At 47.2% G+C, this 23,124-nt stretch carries 19 protein-coding genes and 7 tRNA genes; 6 read left to right on the forward strand and 20 right to left on the reverse strand.

Going from position 1 to position 23,124, the window contains the following annotated elements; all coding sequences use genetic code 11:
* Positions 1 to 73: 73 nt before the first annotated feature.
* The 12 genes from nth to MMG82_RS02100 form a co-directional block, all read right to left on the reverse strand.
* The gene (gene nth, locus MMG82_RS02045; RefSeq protein ID WP_037429074.1) at positions 74 to 715 is read right to left on the reverse strand and encodes an endonuclease III; all 642 of its coding nucleotides are present in this window, start codon (positions 713 to 715) and stop codon (positions 74 to 76) included.
* A gap of 65 nt (positions 716 to 780) precedes the next feature.
* Complete coding sequence (locus MMG82_RS02050; protein WP_241406403.1) at positions 781 to 1,479, reverse strand: electron transport complex subunit E; 699 nt, start codon at positions 1,477 to 1,479, stop codon at positions 781 to 783.
* Positions 1,472 to 2,110 (reverse strand): electron transport complex subunit RsxG, encoded by a 639-nt coding sequence (gene rsxG, locus MMG82_RS02055; RefSeq protein WP_088585647.1) that lies wholly within the window; start codon positions 2,108 to 2,110, stop codon positions 1,472 to 1,474. Before rsxG ends, MMG82_RS02050 begins: the two co-directional genes overlap by 8 nt.
* Positions 2,111 to 2,164: 54 nt before the next feature.
* The gene (gene rsxD / locus MMG82_RS02060) at positions 2,165 to 3,214 is read right to left on the reverse strand and encodes an electron transport complex subunit RsxD (protein WP_069455019.1); all 1,050 of its coding nucleotides are present in this window, start codon (positions 3,212 to 3,214) and stop codon (positions 2,165 to 2,167) included.
* Positions 3,215 to 3,294: 80 nt separating this feature from the next.
* Positions 3,295 to 5,898, reverse strand: coding sequence for an electron transport complex subunit RsxC (gene rsxC, locus MMG82_RS02065; RefSeq protein ID WP_241406404.1), 2,604 nt, complete (start codon positions 5,896 to 5,898; stop codon positions 3,295 to 3,297).
* A gap of 3 nt (positions 5,899 to 5,901) precedes the next feature.
* Positions 5,902 to 6,483, reverse strand: coding sequence for an electron transport complex subunit RsxB (gene rsxB, locus MMG82_RS02070; protein WP_011626120.1), 582 nt, complete (start codon positions 6,481 to 6,483; stop codon positions 5,902 to 5,904).
* A complete protein-coding gene (gene rsxA / locus MMG82_RS02075) occupies positions 6,484 to 7,062 on the reverse strand; it encodes an electron transport complex subunit RsxA (protein ID WP_023267235.1) in 579 nt (192 codons plus the stop codon). It abuts the gene before it with no gap.
* Between the two features lie 125 nt (positions 7,063 to 7,187).
* Complete coding sequence (locus MMG82_RS02080) at positions 7,188 to 9,092, reverse strand: GGDEF domain-containing protein (RefSeq protein WP_241406405.1); 1,905 nt, start codon at positions 9,090 to 9,092, stop codon at positions 7,188 to 7,190.
* Positions 9,093 to 9,294: 202 nt separating this feature from the next.
* Positions 9,295 to 9,370: transfer RNA gene (locus MMG82_RS02085), tRNA-Asn, on the reverse strand.
* A gap of 45 nt (positions 9,371 to 9,415) precedes the next feature.
* A tRNA-Asn gene (locus MMG82_RS02090) sits at positions 9,416 to 9,491 on the reverse strand.
* A 31-nt stretch (positions 9,492 to 9,522) separates the two neighbouring features.
* Positions 9,523 to 9,598: transfer RNA gene (locus tag MMG82_RS02095), tRNA-Asn, on the reverse strand.
* Positions 9,599 to 9,647: 49 nt separating this feature from the next.
* Positions 9,648 to 9,723: transfer RNA gene (locus tag MMG82_RS02100), tRNA-Asn, on the reverse strand.
* 1,079 nt (positions 9,724 to 10,802) lie between these two features.
* On the opposite strand from MMG82_RS02100, the gene uvrB reads away from it, so the two are divergent.
* Positions 10,803 to 12,824: an excinuclease ABC subunit UvrB gene (uvrB, locus tag MMG82_RS02105; RefSeq protein ID WP_241406406.1), complete on the forward strand. Its 2,022-nt coding sequence runs from the start codon at positions 10,803 to 10,805 to the stop codon at positions 12,822 to 12,824.
* A 148-nt stretch (positions 12,825 to 12,972) separates the two neighbouring features.
* On the opposite strand, the gene rrtA is transcribed toward uvrB, so the two are convergent.
* Positions 12,973 to 13,587, reverse strand: coding sequence for a rhombosortase (rrtA, locus tag MMG82_RS02110; RefSeq protein WP_037429541.1), 615 nt, complete (start codon positions 13,585 to 13,587; stop codon positions 12,973 to 12,975).
* Positions 13,584 to 14,303, reverse strand: a complete 720-nt coding sequence (gene queC, locus MMG82_RS02115) for a 7-cyano-7-deazaguanine synthase QueC (protein ID WP_047533484.1) — start codon at positions 14,301 to 14,303, stop codon at positions 13,584 to 13,586. Before queC ends, rrtA begins: the two co-directional genes overlap by 4 nt.
* Before the next feature lie 188 nt (positions 14,304 to 14,491).
* Between queC and queE the strand changes: the two genes are divergently transcribed.
* Positions 14,492 to 15,160: a 7-carboxy-7-deazaguanine synthase QueE gene (gene queE, locus MMG82_RS02120; protein ID WP_188870409.1), complete on the forward strand. Its 669-nt coding sequence runs from the start codon at positions 14,492 to 14,494 to the stop codon at positions 15,158 to 15,160.
* A 180-nt stretch (positions 15,161 to 15,340) separates the two neighbouring features.
* Here the strand turns inward: queE and MMG82_RS02125 are convergent.
* The 3 genes from MMG82_RS02125 to MMG82_RS02135 all read right to left on the reverse strand — a co-directional run bounded on the left by MMG82_RS02125 (position 15,341) and on the right by MMG82_RS02135 (position 15,751).
* A tRNA-Tyr gene (locus MMG82_RS02125) sits at positions 15,341 to 15,425 on the reverse strand.
* A gap of 117 nt (positions 15,426 to 15,542) precedes the next feature.
* Positions 15,543 to 15,627: transfer RNA gene (locus MMG82_RS02130), tRNA-Tyr, on the reverse strand.
* Between the two features lie 39 nt (positions 15,628 to 15,666).
* Positions 15,667 to 15,751, reverse strand: a tRNA-Tyr gene (locus MMG82_RS02135).
* Positions 15,752 to 15,876: 125 nt separating this feature from the next.
* Here MMG82_RS02135 and MMG82_RS02140 point away from each other — a divergent pair.
* The 3 genes from MMG82_RS02140 (at position 15,877) to MMG82_RS02150 (ending at position 19,190) form a co-directional block, all read left to right on the forward strand.
* Positions 15,877 to 16,365, forward strand: coding sequence for a VC2046/SO_2500 family protein (locus MMG82_RS02140; protein ID WP_055648246.1), 489 nt, complete (start codon positions 15,877 to 15,879; stop codon positions 16,363 to 16,365).
* 164 nt (positions 16,366 to 16,529) lie between these two features.
* The gene (locus tag MMG82_RS02145) at positions 16,530 to 16,817 is read left to right on the forward strand and encodes a DUF406 family protein (RefSeq protein ID WP_037418691.1); all 288 of its coding nucleotides are present in this window, start codon (positions 16,530 to 16,532) and stop codon (positions 16,815 to 16,817) included.
* Between the two features lie 189 nt (positions 16,818 to 17,006).
* The gene (locus MMG82_RS02150; RefSeq protein WP_037418694.1) at positions 17,007 to 19,190 is read left to right on the forward strand and encodes an EAL domain-containing protein; all 2,184 of its coding nucleotides are present in this window, start codon (positions 17,007 to 17,009) and stop codon (positions 19,188 to 19,190) included.
* Between the two features lie 117 nt (positions 19,191 to 19,307).
* On the opposite strand, the gene MMG82_RS02155 is transcribed toward MMG82_RS02150, so the two are convergent.
* Both MMG82_RS02155 and MMG82_RS02160 read right to left on the reverse strand, forming a co-directional pair.
* Positions 19,308 to 19,802, reverse strand: a complete 495-nt coding sequence (locus MMG82_RS02155) for a YchJ family metal-binding protein (protein WP_047538457.1) — start codon at positions 19,800 to 19,802, stop codon at positions 19,308 to 19,310.
* A 29-nt stretch (positions 19,803 to 19,831) separates the two neighbouring features.
* On the reverse strand, positions 19,832 to 20,407 hold the full coding sequence (locus tag MMG82_RS02160; RefSeq protein WP_037418700.1) for a hypothetical protein: 576 nt from the start codon (positions 20,405 to 20,407) through the stop codon (positions 19,832 to 19,834).
* A 132-nt stretch (positions 20,408 to 20,539) separates the two neighbouring features.
* On the opposite strand from MMG82_RS02160, the gene smrA reads away from it, so the two are divergent.
* Positions 20,540 to 21,130, forward strand: coding sequence for a DNA endonuclease SmrA (gene smrA, locus MMG82_RS02165; protein ID WP_037418703.1), 591 nt, complete (start codon positions 20,540 to 20,542; stop codon positions 21,128 to 21,130).
* Positions 21,131 to 21,270: 140 nt separating this feature from the next.
* Here smrA and MMG82_RS02170 read toward each other — a convergent pair whose 3' ends face one another.
* Positions 21,271 to 23,121 carry a M2 family metallopeptidase gene (locus MMG82_RS02170; RefSeq protein WP_047538460.1) on the reverse strand — a complete coding sequence of 617 codons (1,851 nt, stop codon included), beginning with the start codon at positions 23,119 to 23,121 and terminating at the stop codon, positions 21,271 to 21,273.
* Positions 23,122 to 23,124 lie beyond the last annotated feature (3 nt).

Below are 23,124 nucleotides of genomic sequence, written 5' to 3' on the forward strand. Positions count from 1 at the left end.
TCTCTAGCCTGAAAGCCCTTGTTACTTACTCATTCCGTTAGTTAGAGTGCTTAACGACCGCATTGTGGAGCCCTTATTCTTCGGGATAGACCTTTTCCTTAAACTCGCAAAGGTCCTCAATTATACAGCTGCCACAGCGCGGTTTGCGAGCCAGACAGGTATAGCGACCATGCAGAATAAACCAGTGGTGCACATCGACCTTAAATTCAGCGGGAACAACCTTTAACATACGCTCCTCGACGTCGACCACGTTTTTACCTGGGGCGAATTTAGTGCGGTTTGCGAGGCGAAAGATATGGGTGTCGACGGCGATGGTTGGCCAGCCAAAGGCGGTATTGAGCACCACGTTGGCGGTTTTGCGGCCGACACCGGGAAGCGACTCTAGCGCTTCTCTGTCCTCTGGGACTTCGCCATTGTATTTTTCAATCAAGATCTCACAGGTTTTAATCACATTGATAGCCTTGTTGTTATACAGGCCAATCGTCTTGATATATTCCTTTAATCCTTCCACGCCTAAGGCATAAATGCTGTGGGCGGTATTGGCCACCGGAAACAGTTTATCGGTCGCCTTATTCACGCTCACATCAGTTGCTTGTGCCGACAAGGTCACCGCCACCAGTAATTCAAAGGGACTGGAGAAATTCAGCTCAGTTTCGGGTTTGGGATTGTTTTCACGTAGGCGGGTGAGGATTTGGATGCGTTTTTGTTGATTCATAGTGATCCTTGTCAGTAGTGGGTTTAACGTTAAACCCACTACTTAAGCTGTTATCTCAATGAGGCTTAACTCACTTTGGTGATCCGCGCCCGTGTCACACTAGGCTGAGCTGCTGCTTGTGGCTGGCGCTCTTTAAGCTTTTTATCGATAACGTTTTTAAGGGCGATAAGCAGGCCCATCACGATAAAGGCACCAGGCGGCAACATAGCGAGCAAGAAAGGGGTATCGACTTGCCATACTTGAATGGTTAAAGCCTTTGCCCATGGGCCGAGCAATTGGTCGGCGCCGTCAAATAGCGTGCCTTGGCCAAGAATTTCCCGCGTAGCCCCAAGCACGGCTAATACTAAGGTAAAGCCTAGTCCCATCATCAAGCCATCGAAGGCCGAGCTAAAAGCATTATTACGGGAAGCAAATGCTTCGGCGCGGCCAATGATAATGCAGTTGGTCACAATCAGCGGTAGGAAGATCCCTAACGACATATACAACCCATAGGCGTAGGCATTGACTAACAGTTGCACCGCTGTCACCAGCGCCGCAATGATCATCACAAACACGGGGATACGGATTTCCTTCGGCACATAGTCGCGCACTAACGAGACTAAAACGTTTGAGCCAATCAGCACCAGCATTGTTGCGATACCTAGGCCAAGGGCGTTGGTGAGGGTTGCGGTTACGGCTAACAGTGGGCAAAGCCCCAGCAGTTGCACTAACCCTGGGTTATTTTTCCACAGTCCTTGCCACGCAATTTCACGATAATTAGTCATGCTTGGCCTCACAATTCAGTGGTTGGCTGAAAATTTCTGTTTGATGCTGAGTAAAGTACCACACGGCGCGTTTAACGGCTTTCACATAGGCGCGTGGCGTAATTGTCGCGCCAGTGAATTGGTCGAAATCGCCGCCGTCTTTTTGCACCTGCCACTGCTTATCATCTTCAGATGTAAGCACTTTACCGACAAATTTGGTGACCCAATCGGATTTACGTAACTCGATTTTATCCCCAAGCCCGGGCGTTTCTTGGTGGGAAAGCGTACGAACGCCTAATACTTCACCTTGGGTGTTGATACCTACAATCAGCTTAATATTACCGTTGTAACCATCGGGAGCGATGGCTTCTAAGGCGATAGCAACGGGTTTACCCGCTGCGGTGGCAATATACGCAGGCAAGGCATCTTCAGTGCCGAGCGCCTCTTTATTTTGCAGTAACGTGCACTGCGCGGTCAGCTCATTGTCATGGAGTTCATCTGGGATAAGTTGATGTAAGATGCCCATCAGTTCTTTCTGCTGTTGCAGCTTTATTTCATCAAAGGTCTGTTGATTAACCACAGCCACTAAGCCGGTGCAGAGCAGGGCAAATAGGGCAAGTAGCAGACCATTTTTAATCATTGGGTTATTCAATTTTTTTCCTCAAGAGTCTTTGTTCAAGCTCGCTTGATTCTCTATTTCACAGGTCTAGCCCGCTGAGTGGCCATAGGCACGCGGACGCACATAATAGTCAATAAATGGCGCGCACAGGTTGGCGAGCAATACAGCAAAAGCAAATGCGTCGGGATAACCGCCTTGGGTACGGATGATATATACCAAGACACCGATTAAAGCACCGAAAATCAAACGGCCGCGTGGGCTGGTGGCGGCGGTGACAGGATCGGTCGCAATAAAGAAGGCGGCGAGCATGGTCGCACCCGAGAATAAATGGAACAGCGGGCTTGCCTGCATATCGGGCGACAGTAAAAAGCCGATGCTCGAGGCCACAAATAATCCTGCCAAGACGCCAGTACTGATGTGCCAACGAATAGCTTTTAATTTAAGCAGCACTAACCCGCCAGCGAGATACGCCAAATTGACCCAAAACCAACCTACGCCAGTGCCGCCATCGAATATGCTTTTGGTCATACTTTCAGTGGTGGTGAGCCCTAGTGACAAATCGGTTTTGAGGGTATCGAGCGGCGTTGCCATACTGATACCATCAATCCCTAAACGGAATTGATCCATCCCACCATGGGCACCGAGATTGAAGATCAATTGCAAGCTATCGATAACACTTGGGGTATTGAGTGCAACGGTACTTGGCGCAATCCAGCTGGTCATCTGTAGTGGAAACGACACCAGTAGCAACACATAGGCAGCCATGGCAGGGTTAAACAGGTTATGGCCTAAGCCGCCATAGAGGTGCTTAACAATAACAATCGCAAAGGCGGTGCCCATCACGATCATCCACCAAGGTGCCAGTGGCGGGATTGCAACCCCAATTAAGATTGCCGTCAGCATGGCGCTGTTATCGCTTAAGCTCGCTTTGATGCTGCGATGACGCAGTTTCATCACCGCTGCTTCACAGCTTAGGGCCACGATAATCGCCAGTAACACTTGAATAAGCGTGCCCCAGCCAAAAAAGGCACATTGCACCACAAGGCCGGGCAACAAGCATAAAATAACCCGTTGCATAACCGTTGAAGTATGCAAGTTACGGGTAACATGGGGTGATGAGGCTATTTTAAACGCCATTGTGATCCCTTTTATCTAATCTTGAGTCACTGATTTTTAAGCTAATAATTTTTAATATACTGATGTCAAAATCAGCAGTGCTATTCATTTGAGTCACTGAGCGCATCCGCTTCTCTGGCTGCTTTTTTGGCTTTCGCGCGAGCAACCGCAGCAGCGACCTTGGCCTTTTTCTCATCATCAGGACTGAGTGGCGCACTTGGTTCGGTGGCTGAGTCTGATTCATCGCCTGACTCATTGGTTGACTCTGGCTTAGCCTCTGTTACTAACTCGGGCTGAACCTCGGCAACCTCACTCGAATCCGCTTGCTGTGCGGCGGCCTTTTTGGCTTTCGCGCGAGCAACCGCAGCAGCGACCTTGGCTTTTTTCTCATCTTCAGGACTAAGCGGCGCGCTTAGTTCAGCGGCTGAGCCTAATTCATTGCGTGATTCAATGTCAGAGCCTGACTCTTGCTTAGCGTCTGCGACTAACTCGGGCTGAACTTCGGCCACATTACTCGATTCAGCTTGCTGTGCGGCGACTTTTTTGGCTTTCGCGCGAGCAACCGCAGCAGCGACCTTGGCCTTCTTCTCATCTTCAGGGCTAAGCGGCGCACTTAGTTCAGCGGCTGAGCCTAATTCATTGCGTGATTCAACGTCAGAGCCTGACTCTTGCTTAGCGACTAACTCGGGCTGAACTTCGGCCACATCACTCGATTCAGCTTGCTGTGCGGCGGTCTTTTTGGCTTTTGCGCGGGCGACGGCAGCAGCGACTTTGGCTTTTTTGTCATCCGCCTCTGTGCTCGTAGCCGTTTCTGCTACTGGCTGATTCGCATTGACAGTCGCTTCAGTATCGCCATTGGCATCCGAGTCGGCCTTCAATGCCGTTTTTTTCGCTTTGGCACGAGCGATGGCGGCGGCGACTTTATCTTTTTGTGATAAAGACTCGGATTGCTCAGTTGGCTCGCTTGGCTCAGAAGAAGCTGTTTGCACAGAAGAGACTGCTTGTTGAGACGATTCTACTTCATCGGCCCCTTGAGCCGCAGCGGCGGCTTTCTTGGCTTTTGCACGAGCAATCGCGGCGGCAACGGCCGCCTTACCCTTAGGCGCTTCTGTGTTGCTCGTATCAGCAACAACGACCTCGACCGTCGCGTTATCGGTTGTGGCTTCTGCCGCTGCTGCCTTTTTGGCCGCAATCCGCGCCATGGCTTCAGCTACAGCATTCTTATCCGTTGAGGTCATGGTCGCTTGGCGACGCGCAGCGGCTTCTTTAGCCTTGGCTTCGCGGGCGAGTTTTTCTTCTTCGAGGCGTTGAATACGCGCCTCGAAGCGCAGTTTGGCGCGCTCGGCTTGATGCTTCTCATCGGCGGCTTGTTTTAGTGCCGATTTAGCGATGCGGTAGTATTCCACCAGTGGAATATCACTGGGGCACACATAACTACAGCAACCGCATTCGATACAGTCTTTTAGGTTGTAGCTGGCCGCCTTGTCATATTCTTCGGCTTTTGCATGCCAAAACAGTTGTTGTGGTAGCAAGAGTGCAGGGCAGGCATTGGCACATTCGCCGCAGCGGATACAGGCCTTTTCCTCTGGAGTTATCCCAATCTCTTGACTGCTCGGGACCAAAATACAGTTTGTGCCCTTTAAAATCGGTACTTGGATGGTTGGCAATGCGTGGCCCATCATTGGCCCGCCAATAATCACTTTTTGTTCGGCTTCGGCATTAAATTCAGTTTGCTTGAGCACATGTTCAACGGGCGTGCCTATGGGTAACCAATAGTTGCCAGGTTTACCCACATTTTGCCCGGTAACGGTTACCACACGTTCAATCAGCGGTTTTCCTTGGGTCACGGCTTGATGAATCGCAAAGGCGGTTCCCACGTTATGCACGACAATCCCAAGCTTAGCGGGAATGGCGCCCGAGGGCACTTCACGACCTGTGATGATTTGGATCAGCTGTTTTTCACCGCCAGAGGGATACTTCGTTGGGATCACCGTTACCCGAGTGCTGCCGGCAGGGAGCGTAGATTGACTCACCGCCTGTTGCATCACCTTTATGGCTTCAGGTTTGTTGTCTTCGATAGCAATCACAATGCGTTTTGGCGACAAAAGGCGATGGATAATCGCAATCCCCGCCAGAATGTCTTGGCTGTATTCGCGCATTAAGCGATCGTCGGCGCTGATATAAGGCTCACATTCCACGCCGTTGATTATCACTAATTCAATTTCACTAACGGGATTGAGCTTAATATGGCTTGGGAAGGCGGCGCCACCCATGCCGGCTATACCTGCGCCATGGATTTTGGCAATTATCTCCTGATTGCTGAGCTCAATAGAGCCTGGCGTTAACTCGCACCAGCGGTCTTCACCATCGGCAGCAATTACACAGGTATTGACCGGCAAGGCCGAGGCATGGTTACTGGCTCTTGGCTCAATGGCGACCACAGTGCCAGAGGTCGGTGCATGTACGGGCAAATGCCAAATTGAGGTACCTTGAGTTAATGGCGCGCCTTTTAATACTTTGTCACCCACTTTGACTGCAAGGGTGCAGTTTTCGCCTACCTGTGGCACAGGCACAAGGTATTCCTGCGCTAATGGCAGTTGGCTAATCGGTGTGGTGTTTGAGAGGAATTTGACTTCAGGTGGATGAATGCCACCAGGTGAGCGCCAAAGGGTTCCTTTATCTAATTGATCTAATAAAGTCTGCACCGCTTATCCTCTCTTTTCTTCGTGCGGGGTCTCTTGGATAAGAGTCACGGGAATGGCATTTAAGCGCCAGTTCCAGTTTTTCAGATTTTGGCCCACAGGGATCATATCGATACAGTCAACGGGGCAGGGCTCGACACAGAGATCGCAACCTGTGCAGTCAGCGGTGAGCACGGTATGCATGAGTTTGCCCGCGCCAATAATGGCGTCGACAGGACAGGCCTGAATACATTTAGTGCAGCCAATACATTCATCTTCGCGAATATAGGCGACTTTTTTGACTTGGGACTGAGCCTCGGCGTTGAGCGGCTCTGGCTCGACCCCCATTAAGCTGGCGAGTTTTTCCATGGTCGCAGTGCCGCCGGGCGGGCACTTGTTGACTTTATCACCATTGGCAATGGCTTCGGCGTAAGGACGACAACCGGGATAACCACATTGACCGCATTGAGTTTGCGGCAGAATCGCTTCGAGTTCATCGACGATAGGATTACCTTCAACCTTAAATTTTAAGGCGGCAAATCCGAGTAATACCCCAAAGAACAATGCCAATAGGGTCAATAAGATAACGGCAATTAACATGGTGGACATCTATTTAACCAATCCTGTAAATCCCATAAAGGCCAATGACATCAGGCCCGCGGTGATCATGGCGATAGCACCGCCTTTAAACGGCATGGGCACATCGGCCGCCGCTAAACGTTCACGCATCGCGGAAAACAGAATTAACACTAAGGAAAAACCCACCGCAGCACCAAAACCATAGATAGCAGATTGAATAAAATCGTGTTTTTCGTTCACGTTTAATAGGGCTACCCCTAATACTGCACAGTTAGTGGTGATCAGCGGCAGATAAATTCCCAGTGCGCGATGTAGGGCTGCACTGGTTTTCTGCACTACCATCTCGGTAAATTGCACTACCACCGCAATCACCAGAATAAAGCTCATGGTACGCAGATAACTGAGATCAAAAGGCAATAATAGGTATTGATTCACTAGGTAACTGAGAATGGATGCCAAGGTCAACACGAAAGTGGTCGCCATAGACATACCGATAGCGGACTCCAGTTTGCTGGAGACCCCCATAAATGGACATAAGCCTAAGAATTTCACTAATACGAAATTGTTGACCAGTACAGTGCTGATCAACAACAGGAGATATTCACTCATCTCAATACTTGTCTAAACGGATCTTGGCCGTATTATCGACTTTTCCGTTTGCATAAACAACATATAGAATGCAGGGTTAACTATCTTTACTGTAAATATGCATGCTTGATTAACCCTGCATTGGTTTAAATTTGATCAGTTAGGGTGATGGCCTGTGGCTGGGCAATGTAATAGCCTTGGAGGCCATCAACGAGAAGTTTTTCGAGGGTTAATTTTTCTTCTTGGCGCTCAACACTGGTCGCAATTACGCGGATACCTATACGTCTGGCAACGTCTACCATCATCCGCACAAAGAATTTGTTATTGCTGTCTTCATCGATCGCCGAGGTGTAGCTACCATCAAGCTTAATGTAGTCTGGGCGCACTTCGCTGAAGAATTTGAACGAGGTAAAACTCATGCCAAAACGCTCAATTGATACCCTCGAACCTACGCCATGCACTTCACGTACAAACTTATAACTCGCCCCTAAATTGGCTTGCATACCGGATTCGTTAATCTCAAATACTAAGCGTGAAGCGATATATTTATGTTTGCCAAGAATATCCTTTAACCAGCCAACAAACAGTTCTTGATGCGCTGAAAAGGCACTGATATTGACCCCAAAATTGCCGCTAATGGTGGGATTTTCTTTAAGCATTTTTAATGTAGTGATCACCACGAGTTTATCTAATTCTGTGCTCATTCCATGGCGCTCCGCCATGGCAATGACTGTGGTGGTCGGTAAAAACTTCCCTTCACTATTGTAGAAGCGTGCCAGCAACTCGCGATATACCTCGACATCGTTACGGCAAGGTTGAATCGGTTGTTGGAAAAATTTAAGCGCTTGGCGGGTGACTAAGTCGTTGATTGCCAGTTTCCAACGGTCGTCACCAAATTGCTGATCCGCATTGAGTTTCTCTTGAATATGATAACTATTAGGACCAAGGGTTTGCGCTATGCTGACAGCCGTATCTGCAAGGGATAGCAAATTGACGGGATCAGTCCCTTGTTGGTATGGGACAAGCCCGATATGTGCCGCGGATTCTGCTTTGATCATCTGTTGATATTCATCAAGGAAAATTTTCAGTTGATCTAAAAACTTAGGTCCATCCTTTAACACTAAATCGGGCAAAAAAATCGCAAAATCGGCACTGGAAACGCGGTAGCACTCTGCATCGGGATATTTTGAACAGGCTTTACGAATGCAATTAGCCACATTCGATAAATAATCGTCACCCGCTGAGCGCCCTTGAAGTTGGTTGATATGAGCCAGTTCAGTCGCTTTAACCATGGCCATTAATCCGAGTTGAGGAATCGCACGATTGCTAATACTTTCCAACTTGGAGGTAAAACGAGGACGACTGCCAAACCCCGTAATGGGATCTTGATAAGCCACTTTATGCAGTTTCTGGTTTTCCTGTGTGAGGCTATCGACTCGTGATTTTAACGTTGTACGGCATTCCTCAAGCGCTAATCTGACGGGGGTCATTTCGCCATTCAGTCTAGAAGACTCTATGGCTGAAAAACTCAACTCCGGAACATGCATAATATAATCGGCAGCATAACGGATAGAAGATTTTAATTTATTGATAAGTAATAAAAAAACAACAACTAATACAATGTAAGCTAGCAGCAATGAGAATCCTAGCTGCTGGGTATTGGCAATGGCGTTTTCGATGGCTTGGTTAACACTCAACTTAACTTGTAACCGACCCGCAGGCAGCTTTTGTGTATGTGACAAATCTAAGGAAAATAACCCAGCAAGTGGGTGAGCCATTTGGGCGTTGAGTTCACCTTGAGTGTAATTAAGTTGCCCATCAGTATCATCAATATATTGAAAAAATTGCAGAGGGTAATGTTCGGAGAGGCGTTGGTAAAGTTCGCTACCATTACCTTGCCACTGGTCAAAGTTGACCATGTATTGTTTGAAATTATTGAGTTCCTGCTGTTGTTCTGCCTGTAACTGGTGATTTTCGCTTTGATAAATCCAACCAAAAAGGCCTAAAAAGATCAGCAACAAAAAAATGGGATACGATTTAGACATCGCCATAAAATTCGCTCTCAATATGTCAAAGTATGTGCAATAAGATATTGCATGAGATTTGAAATAACACCGTTATCTGCGTGATGATACACGGTATTTTGGTTAACAAACTGCTCACAGTGTAACCGTATTTAAGGCAAAACAGAAATGAAAAGCGTGATCTATAAGCGTTAGATGTAGGATAAAAAACAGATGAAGTGAAATAAAATGGCTCCCCTGACTGGACTTGAACCAGTGACATACGGATTAACAGTCCGCCGTTCTACCGACTGAACTACAGGGGAGTAGAGGGTGCGATATGACTATCGACTTTAGATATTACTTTAAAATGGCTCCCCTGACTGGACTTGAACCAGTGACATACGGATTAACAGTCCGCCGTTCTACCGACTGAACTACAGGGGAATCGTTTTAACGTATCAGCTTGCTAACTAAGTGGCTCCCCTGACTGGACTTGAACCAGTGACATACGGATTAACAGTCCGCCGTTCTACCGACTGAACTACAGGGGAATCGTTAGTTATCTAACTGTATTCTCATTGATTATCAATGATTAAAGAGTGGCTCCCCTGACTGGACTTGAACCAGTGACATACGGATTAACAGTCCGCCGTTCTACCGACTGAACTACAGGGGAATCGCTTTAATCGTCTCGATGACTCGTTGAGAACGGAGCGCATAGTAAAACGCTCTGTTGGAGGAGTCAACTCGAGTTACTAAAAAAAGTGTAATTATGCTGTTAAGTGCTCATCTAATGTGCATCATGGTGTAGAAATCAGCATTTTGATGAAGAAATAACTTAACTTTTCGCAAGATAGCGCTGTTCGGTACCATAAAATTTGTCAATGAAAAGTGCTCAAAGGCTGGCTCATATCTTCAATTGCTTAAAGATCCGTCGCTTGAGCATCAAAATCACTACGGCATTGAATAAATACACGAAAGTGCAAAATTGGCTGAATGTTTACAGGAACTAATAGCAAACAAAGTCAATGCGGATTCCGGCAGATGCGAACCCTTACTCAGAAAGGTTTTTGCCCGCATAAATAATCGCTTACCTCGTTATAATGTTAATGATGCTATTTGGGCTGAGTCTATTGCGTGAGTAGTGAGCGCTGACGTTTAGGCGAATAGAGCCACAACTCGGGCATTATCCTCTTTCTAGTCACTAGATGAGCGCCGTTAAACATTAAGATGACCATTTGATTGCAGCAAAGTGAAACTTTTTGACTACGGCGTTTTAGTGCTCAAACTGACGATAAAACGCACTGAAATTCAGGATTAATGCCAAATTAATACACAAGGAAGGACTTTCATCTGCTTACAAAATTGCAACTTAAATTTATGCTAAAAAAGATAAGGCTTGCAATTGTCAACTATCTGAAATTTAAGGATTAATATTTTTATCGCCAAAATAGTGCAATTTAAGTCCATCGCCCGTGCACCAAGGGTTTGCCGCTTGTTTTAAGTCGCAACTCACAGGGTTATCCACAGAATTTGTTGATAAGTCGAAATAAGCGAGAAACCATGCGGGATTGAGGAGTATTTTTCATCCCCAACATTGGAGATAAATGGTTTGTAATTTAATTACATTTGATAAAAGTTACTACTTGTTACATTGGCGTTTATGTTCAGTGTAGGCTGATTATAAGATAACTGCTGGAGCTTAATCTGTCTCTTGATTAGAATGGTTCGACTAACCACAAGGATATGTAGCGCGTGTCAGAATCTGTTTTTCAGCTTGAATCCCAATTTGCCCCCGCAGGTGACCAGCCAACAGCCATTGCTAAATTGGTTGATGGCCTCGAATCAGGCCTTGCTTGCCAAACCCTATTAGGGGTGACGGGCTCTGGTAAGACGTTCACCATCGCCAATGTGATTGCCAAGCTTGGGCGACCGACCATTATTATGGCGCCAAACAAAACACTCGCCGCACAGTTATATGGCGAGATGAAAGAGTTTTTCCCCAATAATGCGGTGGAATATTTTGTCTCCTATTACGATTACTATCAGCCTGAGGCGTATGTCCCCGCATCTAATACCTTTATAGAAAAAGATGCCTCGGTAAACGCCCATATTGAACAAATGCGGCTCTCGGCCACTAAAGCCCTGCTGGAACGCAAGGATGTGGTGCTGATTGCCTCGGTATCGGCGATTTATGGTCTTGGCGATCCTGACTCTTACCTAAAGATGCTATTGCACCTGCGCCAGGGCGATACCATGGGACAGCGGGAAATTCTTAAGCGCTTGAGTGAATTGCAATACACCCGCAATGATATCGAGTTGCAGCGCGGTACCTTTCGTGTTCGCGGCGAAGTGATTGATATTTTCCCAGCCGATTCAGACCGCTACGCGATTCGGGTGGAGCTATTTGACGATGAAATTGAACGCTTAAGTGAGTTTGATCCGTTAACTGGGCAGATTATCAAACGTATCGCTCGCACTACAGTGTACCCTAAGACCCACTATGTGACGCCGCGGGAAAAGATCCTTGAAGCCACCGAGCTGATTAAGCAAGAGCTGCGTGAGCGCAAGCAATATCTGCTCGACAATAATAAATTGATTGAAGCACAGCGGATCCACGAGCGTGTGCAATACGACATTGAAATGATGGTGGAGCTAGGCTATTGCTCCGGCATTGAAAACTACTCCCGCTATTTATCAGGACGCGCCCCCGGTGAGGGGCCGCCAACGCTGCTCGATTACTTACCCGCTGATGGTTTATTGGTTATCGACGAATCCCATGTCACCGTGCCACAAATTGGTGCCATGTATAAGGGTGACCGTTCCCGTAAAACCACCTTGGTGGAATATGGCTTTCGTTTGCCCTCGGCGTTGGATAACCGGCCGCTGAAGTTTGAAGAGTTTGAGCAGTTAATGCCGCAGACGATTTATGTGTCGGCGACGCCAAATCCCTATGAATTGGATAAGAGTGGCGGCGAGATTGTTGAACAAGTTGTGCGGCCCACAGGATTGCTCGACCCTGAGCTTGAGGTGCGCCCCGTTGGCATTCAAGTGGACGATTTGCTCTCTGAGGTCGCTAAACGGGTTGCGGTAAACGAGCGGGTGTTAGTCACCACGTTAACTAAACGTATGTCGGAGGATTTAACCGAATACCTCGATGAGCATGGCGTCAAAGTCCGTTATTTGCATTCGGACATTGATACCGTGGAGCGGGTGGAGATCATCCGCGATCTGCGCCTGGGTAAGTTTGATGTGCTGGTCGGGATTAACTTGCTGCGCGAAGGCTTAGATATGCCGGAAGTCTCACTCATCTGTATTTTGGATGCAGATAAGGAAGGTTTTTTACGTTCGGAGCGTTCGCTGATCCAGACCATTGGTCGCGCCGCGCGTAACGTTAATGGTAAGGTGATCCTCTATGCCGATCGCATCACCAACTCGATGGCAAAGGCGATGGGCGAAACCGAGCGCCGCCGTGAGAAACAGCGAGCCTACAACCTTGAGCATGGCATTGTGCCAAAAGGCGTGGTCAAGCGTATTACCGATGTGATGGATGTGGACGATGGCAGAGAGTCTGAAAAGGGTTATGGTCAAGCATCCCTTGGCAGAGTCGCTGAGCCTAAAGCCAAACGTTATCATGCAGATGCTGCCCAGCTGAGCCATGATATCGATAAGCTCGAGAAGCAAATGCATGAACATGCGCGTAACTTGGAGTTTGAACAGGCGGCGGCCTTGCGTGATGAGGTGAAACGCTTAAGGGAATTACTGATCAGCGCATAAATGAGTTTCTCGCCTAAGCAAGGCGTTAAGACTCGACGCTGTGATGCTAACGTTCTGCCACTAGGGTGTTTTACTGAATAAAAAGCCGCTAAACACATTGTGTTAGCGGCTTTTTATTGGATTAGATCATCAAAGAAGAATCGAGACTTTATGCTTTTTCTTTGGTTAGCATCGTGCGTGGGAGCATAAAGAATAAGAGCGCGCAGACTAAGCCACAGATCAAACCAACTAAATGCGCCTCGGTGGCCACCCGCGCGCCGATCATTGCGGTTACATCATCACTGGCACCATAGAACTGTTCATGGCAGACTTTGACTATCACCCCGAGCAGCAGCAAATAACCAGAGTACATTTTGCGGCGAATATCCTGCACTGCACCAAAGGTAAATAGGCCATGTAACATGCCGCTCAAGCCTACATAGCCAAATAATTGTGGGTAACCTAAATACAGACCAATGCCTTCAAACAGACAAAGCAGGATAAACAGCGCGGTTAATCCCTTAAGCTGGTAGTGAAAGTGGTGCAAAAACAGTACTACCCATAATCCAGCGAGGTTCATCAACAGGTGCCAATGATTGGTATGCAGCAGATTACCGGTAATCAGGCGCCACCACTGGCCGTCACTGATATCGCTGCGTCGATAGGCGAGCAGATTATCTACGCTTGGGGTAAAAAGTCCCGCAACATACAAGAGCGCGCAGAGCAGACTGACGACAAGCGCCAGCCAATAGGGGCCGAGTTTTGTTAACGTCACCAGTCTCACGCCTGCGGTTTACCCGTTTCAGTTGCCTTGTCGAGCGAGGTCATCACCTCTGCTTTATTTTGCAGGTAATCCTCTAAGCCTCGTTTACGAAGGTGGCAAGCAGGGCAGTCACCACAACCATCACCGACAATGCCGTTATAACAGGTCAGGGTATGGTGGCGAACTAAATCGAGCTGCTGGTATTTATCGGCCAGCGCCCAAGTTTGGGCCTTGTTGAGCCACATTAATGGCGTGATGATCTCAAGCTTTTTATCCATGCCTTGCACCAGTGCTGATTCCATTGCACGGACAAAGTCGTGGCGACAGTCGGGATAACCCGAAAAATCGGTTTCGCAGACACCGGTAATAATCGCCTCTGCCCCTAATTGGTAGGCGTAGATCCCCGCCAAAGTCAAAAATAGGATATTACGCCCAGGCACAAAGGTATTGGGCAGGCCGTTTTCCATTAACTCGTGGGACACTGGGATCGCATCCCGGGTGAGGGCAGAAATGGCTAACTCGTTGAGTAAACTCACATCCATCACTTTATGGCTGGTGATGTTTAAGCGTTTGGCGAGGGATTTAGCCACGTCAATTTCTTCACGGTGGCGCTGTCCATAATCGAAGGTGATCCCATGGACTTCATCATACTGTGTTAAGGCTTGAATAAGACAAGTCGTTGAGTCTTGTCCGCCACTGAAAACCACTACCACCTTTGAAACTGATGCTGCTGACATAGGATCCACTTAAATTGACACATAAAATAGGGCGTAAGTGTAACTCAGGCGCTAGGGCTTGCAAACTCTTTGCTGGCGCGTGGCGACGGGTATGCGGCACTTAGTATCACAATGGCAGAGGCGGTAAAAACTTGCAGCTGCATCTAAAATCCTCTATAAATGCCGCCCCAGAAAAACGGAACGCTAGCATGAATTACCCAGTCAACGAAGTCTTTGAAACCATTCAAGGTGAAGGTGTCTTTACCGGAGTACCCGCCATTTTTGTGCGTTTACAGGGTTGCCCTGTGGGATGCGCTTGGTGTGATACGAAACAGACTTGGGATCTGCTTGAGGAAAACAAGGTGTCACCCGAACAAGTGATTACCGTCGATGGTTCTGTGGGTCGCTGGGCAAACCATACGGCGCAGAGTCTTATCGAGGCGTTCAATGCTAAGGGATACACGGCGCGCCATGTGGTGATCACAGGTGGTGAACCTTGTATGTACGATCTGCATGAATTAACTCACACGTTCCATGCTGCCGGCTTTGCCACTCAAATCGAGACCAGTGGCACCTTTGAGGTGAAGTGTGATGCTGATACCTGGGTGACTGTCTCGCCCAAGATCAATATGAAAGGGGGTTATAAGGTGTTAGCGCAGGCATTGACCCGCGCCAACGAGATAAAGCATCCGATAGCGACCGAACATCATATCGACGAACTCGATGAGTTACTCAAAGGGATTGATGTGTCAGCGAAAACTATTTGTTTGCAACCGATCAGCCAAAAACCAAGGGCGACGGAATTAGCCATGAAGGTGTGTATTGCTCGCAACTGGCGTTTATCGATTCAGACCCATAAGTACTTGAATATCGATTAATCGCCGCTTAGTGCTGTGCACTCTTCTTTAACGATCCGAATGGGGCGTTTTTTATCAGCTAAATCTATGAATTAAAGACAATAGTTTTAAGTAAGCGATAAAAATAATTTTGGATAAGGTGGAGTGTTAGAAACAAAACTTAGGGAATAAAGCGGTATATAGCGTGAGATGAGAAAGAAGTGGTGGAGGGAGAAGGATTCGAACCTTCGAAGGCGGAGCCGTCAGATTTACAGTCTGATCCCTTTGGCCACTCGGGAACCCCTCCACATATTTTCTTCCGACTTTTAAGTTGCGCTTAAAAATCATCTTAAATCTTGGCCAGATTTAAGGGTAAAGCAAGTTTACAGCAGACTAACGATTGACGAAGCACAGAAGATAAAAGTGGTGGAGGGAGAAGGATTCGAACCTTCGAAGGCGGAGCCGTCAGATTTACAGTCTGATCCCTTTGGCCACTCGGGAACCCCTCCACGAGTATCTTTTATAGCATCGCTAATTGTTAGTGCAAATGGTGGAGGGAGAAGGATTCGAACCTTCGAAGGCGGAGCCGTCAGATTTACAGTCTGATCCCTTTGGCCACTCGGGAACCCCTCCTCAATTGCGGCCGCCATAGTAGTCAGAAACCTTAGGCATGTAAAGTCTAAATATGAAAATTTTCCTAAAGTTCTTGTTCAACTGGTCGATTAACTGACAACGAGTTGTTTTAGCGATGTTTTTTTATGCAAATCGATGTTCCTTTAATCAATGAAGCCCAAATTGGCTCCCGCTTAAATGCGGCAATCGAACACAACAGGCGAGGTGAGTTTGCCCTGTTGCTGTCGCTATTGTCTGCTGACGCGAGGGACATGGCGCAGTTTCAATGGCAAAAAGAACTCGATACTGCCGAAAAACTACAACGTCAGTTTGAATTACCACCAAAACAAACGTTAGTGGCGGATTTATCCTCAGACAATCATATTATCGACAATAGCGCCGTGTTTATGCAGCAAGGGGCAAGAGCATTTCAATTGCAACAGGCCTTGCGACCGGAAGCGTTAGTGATCCGAGGTGGTGAACCCATCGCCATGGCCGAAGCCTTAAGTAACTGTGAGTTTACAACTCGCTTGCGTCAGCGTGGACAATTGCAATCTCCTCAAGTTGAAATCATGCACTTTGCTGATCAACTGGCGATCCAACGTAATTTGATCCCACGCTTAGCCAGTGCTTAATGCTACTGAGGCTATTTATTATCAAAGGTATTATTTCGGGTAATAAGCGTGAGCAATACCAGAGTCTCTCTCATCATCATTCCCTATAATTAGTCGTTAGTGATATTAATGTTGAGTCGATTATGTTGAGTTTTTAACATGAGACCATTAGAGAGGATAACCCTATGAAAGGTATCATTGCAGGACAAACCCCCACAGTAAACGACACATGTACCGATTGCGGCAGCTTTGTCGACATCGGTGCTGTGATTGATGAACAAGATACTGTGCTTGAGTTGCAGTTTACGGGTGGCGAGGCGGAAAATGAGGCGGCAAAGATGGTTGAGCGTGCCCAGACACGTTTTCGACACACGCAAGCGAGCGTTACTCGAGGTGAAACGGGTGTGACGCTCAAACTGGTATTTGATGTCAGTGTCGAAAAAATGATTTTCCAGTTAGAGAATGGTCTATAGCGCAACCCCTGTGATACAAGTCGAGGTTAATTTGTAATAAAGTGTGGCCGATGTTGCTGTTTTAAATGTAGATCGTGTAATCTGCGTCAACAAAAACAATGATAAATCGGCTCCATTAACACTCCTATCTTTGGTGTGTTAGTCGCAGCATTATCGTTTTACCCAACACGAAGTTTTGTAGGGATCAGAGTGAAGCGACGTCAGCATCAACACTTATTAGAGTCTTTAGTCCATTCTACGGCAAAGCAGCAGGGTGATTTCACTAAGACGGCAGAGTTAGCGACAGAGCTACTGTGTCAGAATTTAGCGGTCTCCTTGGTGTCGGTGTGGATTTTTTCTGCCGAGCAAAACACCCAATCTCTCGTCGCCCAGTTTGGGGCGATGGCGCTGCAGGACATCTACCGTCCTAAACTGCTGCAAACGGTGCCGCGTTATTTAAATGAACTAAAAAATCACAGACATATAGATGCTGGTAATACGCTTATTGACCCGCGGTTGACCGAATTAGTCGATAGTTATTTTATTCCACGCCAAATTTTATCCAGTCTCGAAGTCGGCATCCGTATCAATGGCCATCTTGAGGGCGTGCTCTGCATTGAGCGCGCGCAGCTCACACACCATTGGCACGATAGTGAAATTCATCTGGCTTGCCAAATGGCCGATCAATTAGCCCTCACTCTTGCTACCAAACATGCTTACGATAAAGAAGAACGTCTCAGCCTTTTTCGCTGCGCCATAGAACAATCTCGTCAAATGACTATGTTGATTAACTTGCACACTGAAAAAGTGGAGTACGTTAACCAAGCACATCAGGATATTAGTGGTATTTCGCGGAGCAGGAGCGTTGGCACTAATTTACGTGATTTAACTTTTTTCAAACAGCACAATGCGTTAGCTGAGCAGACCTTAGCAAAAATTTTCAGAGGTGAACTGGCAAAAGGTGAAGTGCAATTTAATCGTGCTGATGGTAGTCGTTATTGGCTGAAATATGTTGTGAGCCAATTTATCACCGATAGAGGCAATCATTACGCTTTAGTGTCGGGTGAAGAAAGTACGGATGAGCATAACTACAAAGCGGAGTTGGAACGTCTGGCGTGGCGTTGTAGCTTGACTGGACTTAACAATCGCAGTCACTTTAATCGAGTGCTCGAGCGAACAACACATGGGCTACTGTTGCTAGTCGATTTAGTCGCCTTTAAGCGTTTTAACGATACTTATGGTCATGAAAATGGCGACAGCCTGTTGATTGAGATTGGCCGGCGCTTAAAGCATTTTTCAGACATCAACAAAGCGACTGAAATCGCTCGTGTCGGTAGTGATGAGTTTGCGGTATTACTGACCGACGATAACGCAGTTTATGATCTGGACTATATCAGCACCCGCTTATACCAGCATTTAGCCATGCCGATATTAATTGGCCGTGAACAAGTGGAACCTAAACCCGCACTGGCCGTGGTTGATATTGCGTCGGTGGCAAATTTATTTGCACCACTGACCTGCGCCGATATTGCAGTGCAATATGCGAAGAAGAAAAAGGGCACAGCAATTCAAGTCTTTAACAGTACATTGCTGAGTGCGTTTAAGGAAGATGCGCAAATTGAACGCGATTTGCATAGTGCTATTCGCGGTCGACAATTTGAGCTTTATTACCAGCCCTTAAGGGATCTCGAACAGCAAACTTATATCGGTGCCGAAGCGCTTATTCGTTGGCATCATCCCAAAAGAGGCGTGCTATATCCCGGCGCGTTTATTGATATTGCCGAGCAATCGGGGATGATTAATGCGATAGGCAGTTGGGTATTAGAGGCGGCCTGTCGGCAATTGAATATTTGGCAGCATCACAATGCCGATCTTAGCATGCATGTTAATGTGTCTGCGCGGCAGTTTTTTAGTGGTAATTTGTATGAACAAGTATGGCAACTCTTGACCCGTTATCGTTTAAAGCCCAAAACCTTAATTTTGGAAATTACAGAGACGGAACTCATGGGCGATATTCGCCATGCGACCTTATTGTGTCAGGAGTTGGCTGAACTGGGGGTAGGCTTGGCTATCGATGATTTTGGGACGGGTTACAGCTCGATGCGCTACCTTAAACAGTTTCCTATCAGTAAGTTAAAAATCGATCGCTCGTTTATTTCAGATTTGACGATTAGCCGCGAAAGCCAAGAAATCGTCTCGGCCATTATTGCGATGGCGAGTGCGCTCAATATTTCCTTGACCGCAGAAGGGGTAGAAACCGTCGAGCAGGAGGCGTTTTTAGCCAAGAGTTTGTGTCATCAGGCACAGGGATATTTATACAGTCCAGCCCTGCGAGAACCCGAGTTTGCGCAGTTTTTGCTGGCCGCGAAACAATCGAGTTTTATCGCCCACTAAACCAGATGTTCGTATTGGTGTGATGAAAAAATTAAGGCAATCAATTGATTGCCTTTATTTTATGAGTCGATTGTTTTATGAATCGATAGTTTTATGAGTCGATACTGTCATCAACAACTATCGTGTTAAGCAGCACTGTTTAAATTTCTTACCACTCTGGCAAACACAGGGATCGTTGCGCCCAGGGCGTTTGGCTTGCATTTGTTGTCCTTGGGTATAGTACCAACGGCCCTGTTCAAATATAAACTCAGATCGTTCATAGATTGCATCAATCTCACCCGCGAGTTTATACCAAGCTTTGAAGGTCACATTGCCGCGTTGAGTACCATCGGGATAGATTTTTTCATTCGCAGCTAAGACCTCAAGCCCTAACCAATGTGGATGTGGGCCTTGCTGTAGTTGTTCGAAGGTTAAGCCATCGAGAAAGTCTACATGGTGAGTTTTAATAATGTAATCAAAATTTTTCAACACAAATGCGCAGTAGCGTGAACGCATTAGTTGTTCGGGACTGGTGGCCACTTGAGTCCCTGAATCAACATTAAGGTGCAACGTTTCACAACAGTGCTGATAAGTTTTTTGGCTGCCACAGGGACAATAGGCTTCTGGTGTCATGAGTGTAACTTGCTCAATAATAAAGATTATTATTTTGGTTTTTTACTGTCAGGTAACGGCGGAAACTGACGGCCATAGTAAAGATTTGGCACAGGCTTCGCATTCAAATAAAAACTAGGCTCGGCTCGATTGTTCATATCAAGGGTGACATTCCAGCGGTGCTGGGTGTCTTTTTGTGTGCCAATGACGAACTTGCCAGCAAATTCACTCACGGGTTCGCCAGTCTCTTCGGCGGGATAAAAACGCACTAAATAATAGCCTGTGTCGAACGCGCTGTTGCCTGATAATTTGCGGTTTAGCACCCGAAAGTCGATATCGATACGGGCCTTTTTGGTTCGGATTTTATCAAAAAAGCGTTGATAAATGGCGACAATATTATCACGGCCATAATAAATTTCTTTACTTTGACTTTCTGACAGATAACTTGCGTCTTTAGCATAAATCTCGGCAGTGACGTCGTGATTAAGTTCATTAAATGCTTGAGTAAACAAAGGATAATTCGCATTTATCAATTGATCTGTTGTCATGCTGGTCTTGGCTTTTGAGGGGGTCGCAAAACTCGGCAGCGACAATAGGCATATCAGGGCTAGCAGCAAAAATCTCATTACATTATTCTAATCAAGCATTCATGGCGCCACTATAATGGAGGCGCCCGCTGAACTAAAGGGGTGAATGTTTACAAAGTGTGTTTCTGTTGTAAAAGTGCACACTGAGTGTGAAGAGTGGAGGAGCTTGCCATGCTGGATAATGAATCGGCACTATTTTTTGAAGAAATGGCGGGAGTTGTGCCACTTAAAGGTGATGTCAAGGTGGTGAATTTACAACCTAAGGCATTAACGGATGAGCAAATTCAGCGCCGTGATGCGCTTCAACGTGAGGCTTATTTGGCTTGTATGCCGCTGGATTTAAGCTTGATCCCGATTATGGCACCCGATGATATAGCCAGTTTTAAGCGTGAAGGGGTTCAGGGGGCTGTTTTTAAGCGCTTAAGGCTGGGGCAGTACAGTATTAAAATGGAGTTAGATGTGCATGCCTACCGTTTGAGTCAGGCCAGAGATGCGTTACTCAATTATTTGTTAGCGGCGCAGGCCCATGGTGAACGTTGTGTGATGCTCATTCATGGTAAAGGCCATAACAGTAAACCCGTGGCTGGATTGCTTAAATCAGCGGTATGTCACTGGTTATCTCAGCTTGATATGGTACTTGCCTACCATTCTGCGAAAACCGAGCAGGGCGGCACGGGCGCCTTATATGTGATGTTGACTAAATCCGAGCAGCTTAAGATTGAGAATAAAGAGGCAAATCGTAAGGGAATGGGTTGGCGTTAATGGATTTGCGAACGCATTGATTTCTCTGATTGGCGCGAGCGTTAGACCTTAATACTGGAGCTTAAAAAAATGCCCAACATTGTTGGGCATTTTTATCGGTTTAGTTTAAGGCGTGGATATGACTCGCACCTGAGGCTTAATTACCAGCCACATTGACGATTCGCAGCTTTGTTCTGCTCATCAAGCCAGATTTTAAGCGGCGCAAAATAATCGAGTACTGCGCTCGCATCCATCATTTCCGTTCCTGTGACTTCTTTTAAGGCAACGGGCCAAGGTTGGCTTGCACCAAGCGCTAACATTTTATTGAGTTTTTCTCCAGCCGCTTGATTGCCGTAAATACTGCATCGATGCACTGGGCCCTTGTCTCCAGCCGTTTCACACAGCGCCTTGTGGAACTGGAATTGCAGAATATGCGCGAGGAAATAGCGGGTATAAGGCACATTACCGGGCACATGGTATTTTGCACCTGGGTCAAAATCGGCTTCGCTGCGATCAGTCGGGGCCTTAACACCTTGGTATTTCTCTCTTAATTCCCACCAGGCTTGGTTATACTGCGCTGGAGTGATTTCACCGCTAAAGACTTTCCAGCGCCACTGGTCAATCATCAAACCAAAGGGGAGAAAGGCGATTTTATCCAGAGCTTGTTTAAGCAGTAAGCCAATATCCTTCGAAGCATCGGGCACGTCTTCGAGCAAGCCAATCTGTTTTAGATAGCTCGGGGTGATAGATAGTGCAATCGTGTCACCAATGGCCTCATGGAAACCATCATTGGCACTGTTTTTAAACAGGAAAGGCTGCTGTTTATAGGCACGTTGATAGAAGTTGTGTCCAAGTTCGTGGTGAATGACGGTGAAGTCTTCAGCGGTTTTCTGGATACACATCTTGATGCGGATATCATCGAGGTTATCCAGATCCCATGCCGAGGCGTGACAAACGACATCACGGTCTTTGGGTTGTAAGAATAAAGAGCGGCTCCAGAAACTTTCGGGCAGCGGCGCAAAGCCCAAAGAGGTGAAAAAGCTTTCGGCTTGTTTCACCATCTTCTGCTCATCGTAGCCTTTCTGCTCAAGTAGCTCGGTCACATCATAGCCTGGATCGGCATCATTCGGGGCGACGAGATCGTACACATTCCCCCATTGCTGCGCCCACATATTCCCTAGCAAATGTGCCGGAATCGGGCCTGTTTTCGGCGCAATGGCATCACCGTATTCGTTATTCAGCTCGCCGCGAACATAACAATGCAGGGATTCGTAGAGGGGTTTAACTTGTCCCCATAAACGGTTTAATTCCTGTGAAAATTCATCGGGTTTCATATCGTATTGGCTGCGCCACAACTCGGACAGATTCGCGTAGCCTAAGTCTTTTGCGCCTTCGTTAGCGAGTTCAACTTCACGTTGAAATAGCGGACGCATTGGTTTTGCAATTTCACGCCAGCCTTTCCACGCTTCAAGTAATTTAGCGGGATCCCGCGATTCCGCCATCAGGGTAGACAGTTCAGGTTGCGTCATACATTTGCCATCGGCGAAGCAATATTTGCCTTTACCGTAGAGCCCATTGAGTTCGGAGCTAATTTGCGCCAGCTCAGCATTTTTGGCGGGATCCAGCGGCGCCGGTAACACAAGTGCACTGCGAAGAATATTCAGTTTGCGCGCATTGGCGGGATCGAGTTCCACATTGGCATACTTTGCGGCTTCAGTGGCAAACTTAACGGAAGCGGCGCTGACTTTTTCACCCACGGCGGCCGATAATGCTGCGGTATCTTCGGTAATAAAGTTGCTGTAAATCCATTCGGCACGATTCGCTTCGATGGATAACTGCGCCATTTGCGCTTCCGCATCTTGTATAAAGGCAATGGCCTGGGCTTTATCGGGCGCATTTTTGTTAGCTGTAGTAGCATCGGCCTTGCTTTGTGCATCATTACAGGCGCTTAAGCCTAAGGTTAGCGCAATGGTGAGCGCGAGTGTCGTGGGATGATTTAATCGAATAGTCATGTA

This window comes from Shewanella sp. MM_2022_3, from assembly GCF_022557375.1.
Classification (GTDB): Bacteria; Pseudomonadota; Gammaproteobacteria; order Enterobacterales; family Shewanellaceae; genus Shewanella; species Shewanella xiamenensis.

Excerpts from the sequence above, each read along its gene's own strand:
- nth (WP_037429074.1), bottom strand. The coding sequence starts at position 715 with ATGAATCAACAAAAACGCATCCAAATCCTCACCCGCCTACGTGAAAAC.
- MMG82_RS02050 (WP_241406403.1), bottom strand. The coding sequence starts at position 1,479 with ATGACTAATTATCGTGAAATTGCGTGGCAAGGACTGTGGAAAAATAAC.
- rsxD (WP_069455019.1), bottom strand. The coding sequence starts at position 3,214 with ATGGCGTTTAAAATAGCCTCATCACCCCATGTTACCCGTAACTTGCAT.
- rsxB (WP_011626120.1), bottom strand. The coding sequence starts at position 6,483 with ATGTCCACCATGTTAATTGCCGTTATCTTATTGACCCTATTGGCATTG.
- rsxA (WP_023267235.1), bottom strand. The coding sequence starts at position 7,062 with ATGAGTGAATATCTCCTGTTGTTGATCAGCACTGTACTGGTCAACAAT.
- MMG82_RS02080 (WP_241406405.1), bottom strand. The coding sequence starts at position 9,092 with ATGGCGATGTCTAAATCGTATCCCATTTTTTTGTTGCTGATCTTTTTA.
- queC (WP_047533484.1), bottom strand. The coding sequence starts at position 14,303 with ATGTCAGCAGCATCAGTTTCAAAGGTGGTAGTGGTTTTCAGTGGCGGA.
- queE (WP_188870409.1), top strand. The coding sequence starts at position 14,492 with ATGAATTACCCAGTCAACGAAGTCTTTGAAACCATTCAAGGTGAAGGT.
- MMG82_RS02140 (WP_055648246.1), top strand. The coding sequence starts at position 15,877 with ATGCAAATCGATGTTCCTTTAATCAATGAAGCCCAAATTGGCTCCCGC.
- MMG82_RS02145 (WP_037418691.1), top strand. The coding sequence starts at position 16,530 with ATGAAAGGTATCATTGCAGGACAAACCCCCACAGTAAACGACACATGT.
- MMG82_RS02155 (WP_047538457.1), bottom strand. The coding sequence starts at position 19,802 with ATGACACCAGAAGCCTATTGTCCCTGTGGCAGCCAAAAAACTTATCAG.
- MMG82_RS02160 (WP_037418700.1), bottom strand. The coding sequence starts at position 20,407 with ATGAGATTTTTGCTGCTAGCCCTGATATGCCTATTGTCGCTGCCGAGT.
- smrA (WP_037418703.1), top strand. The coding sequence starts at position 20,540 with ATGCTGGATAATGAATCGGCACTATTTTTTGAAGAAATGGCGGGAGTT.
- MMG82_RS02170 (WP_047538460.1), bottom strand. The coding sequence starts at position 23,121 with ATGACTATTCGATTAAATCATCCCACGACACTCGCGCTCACCATTGCG.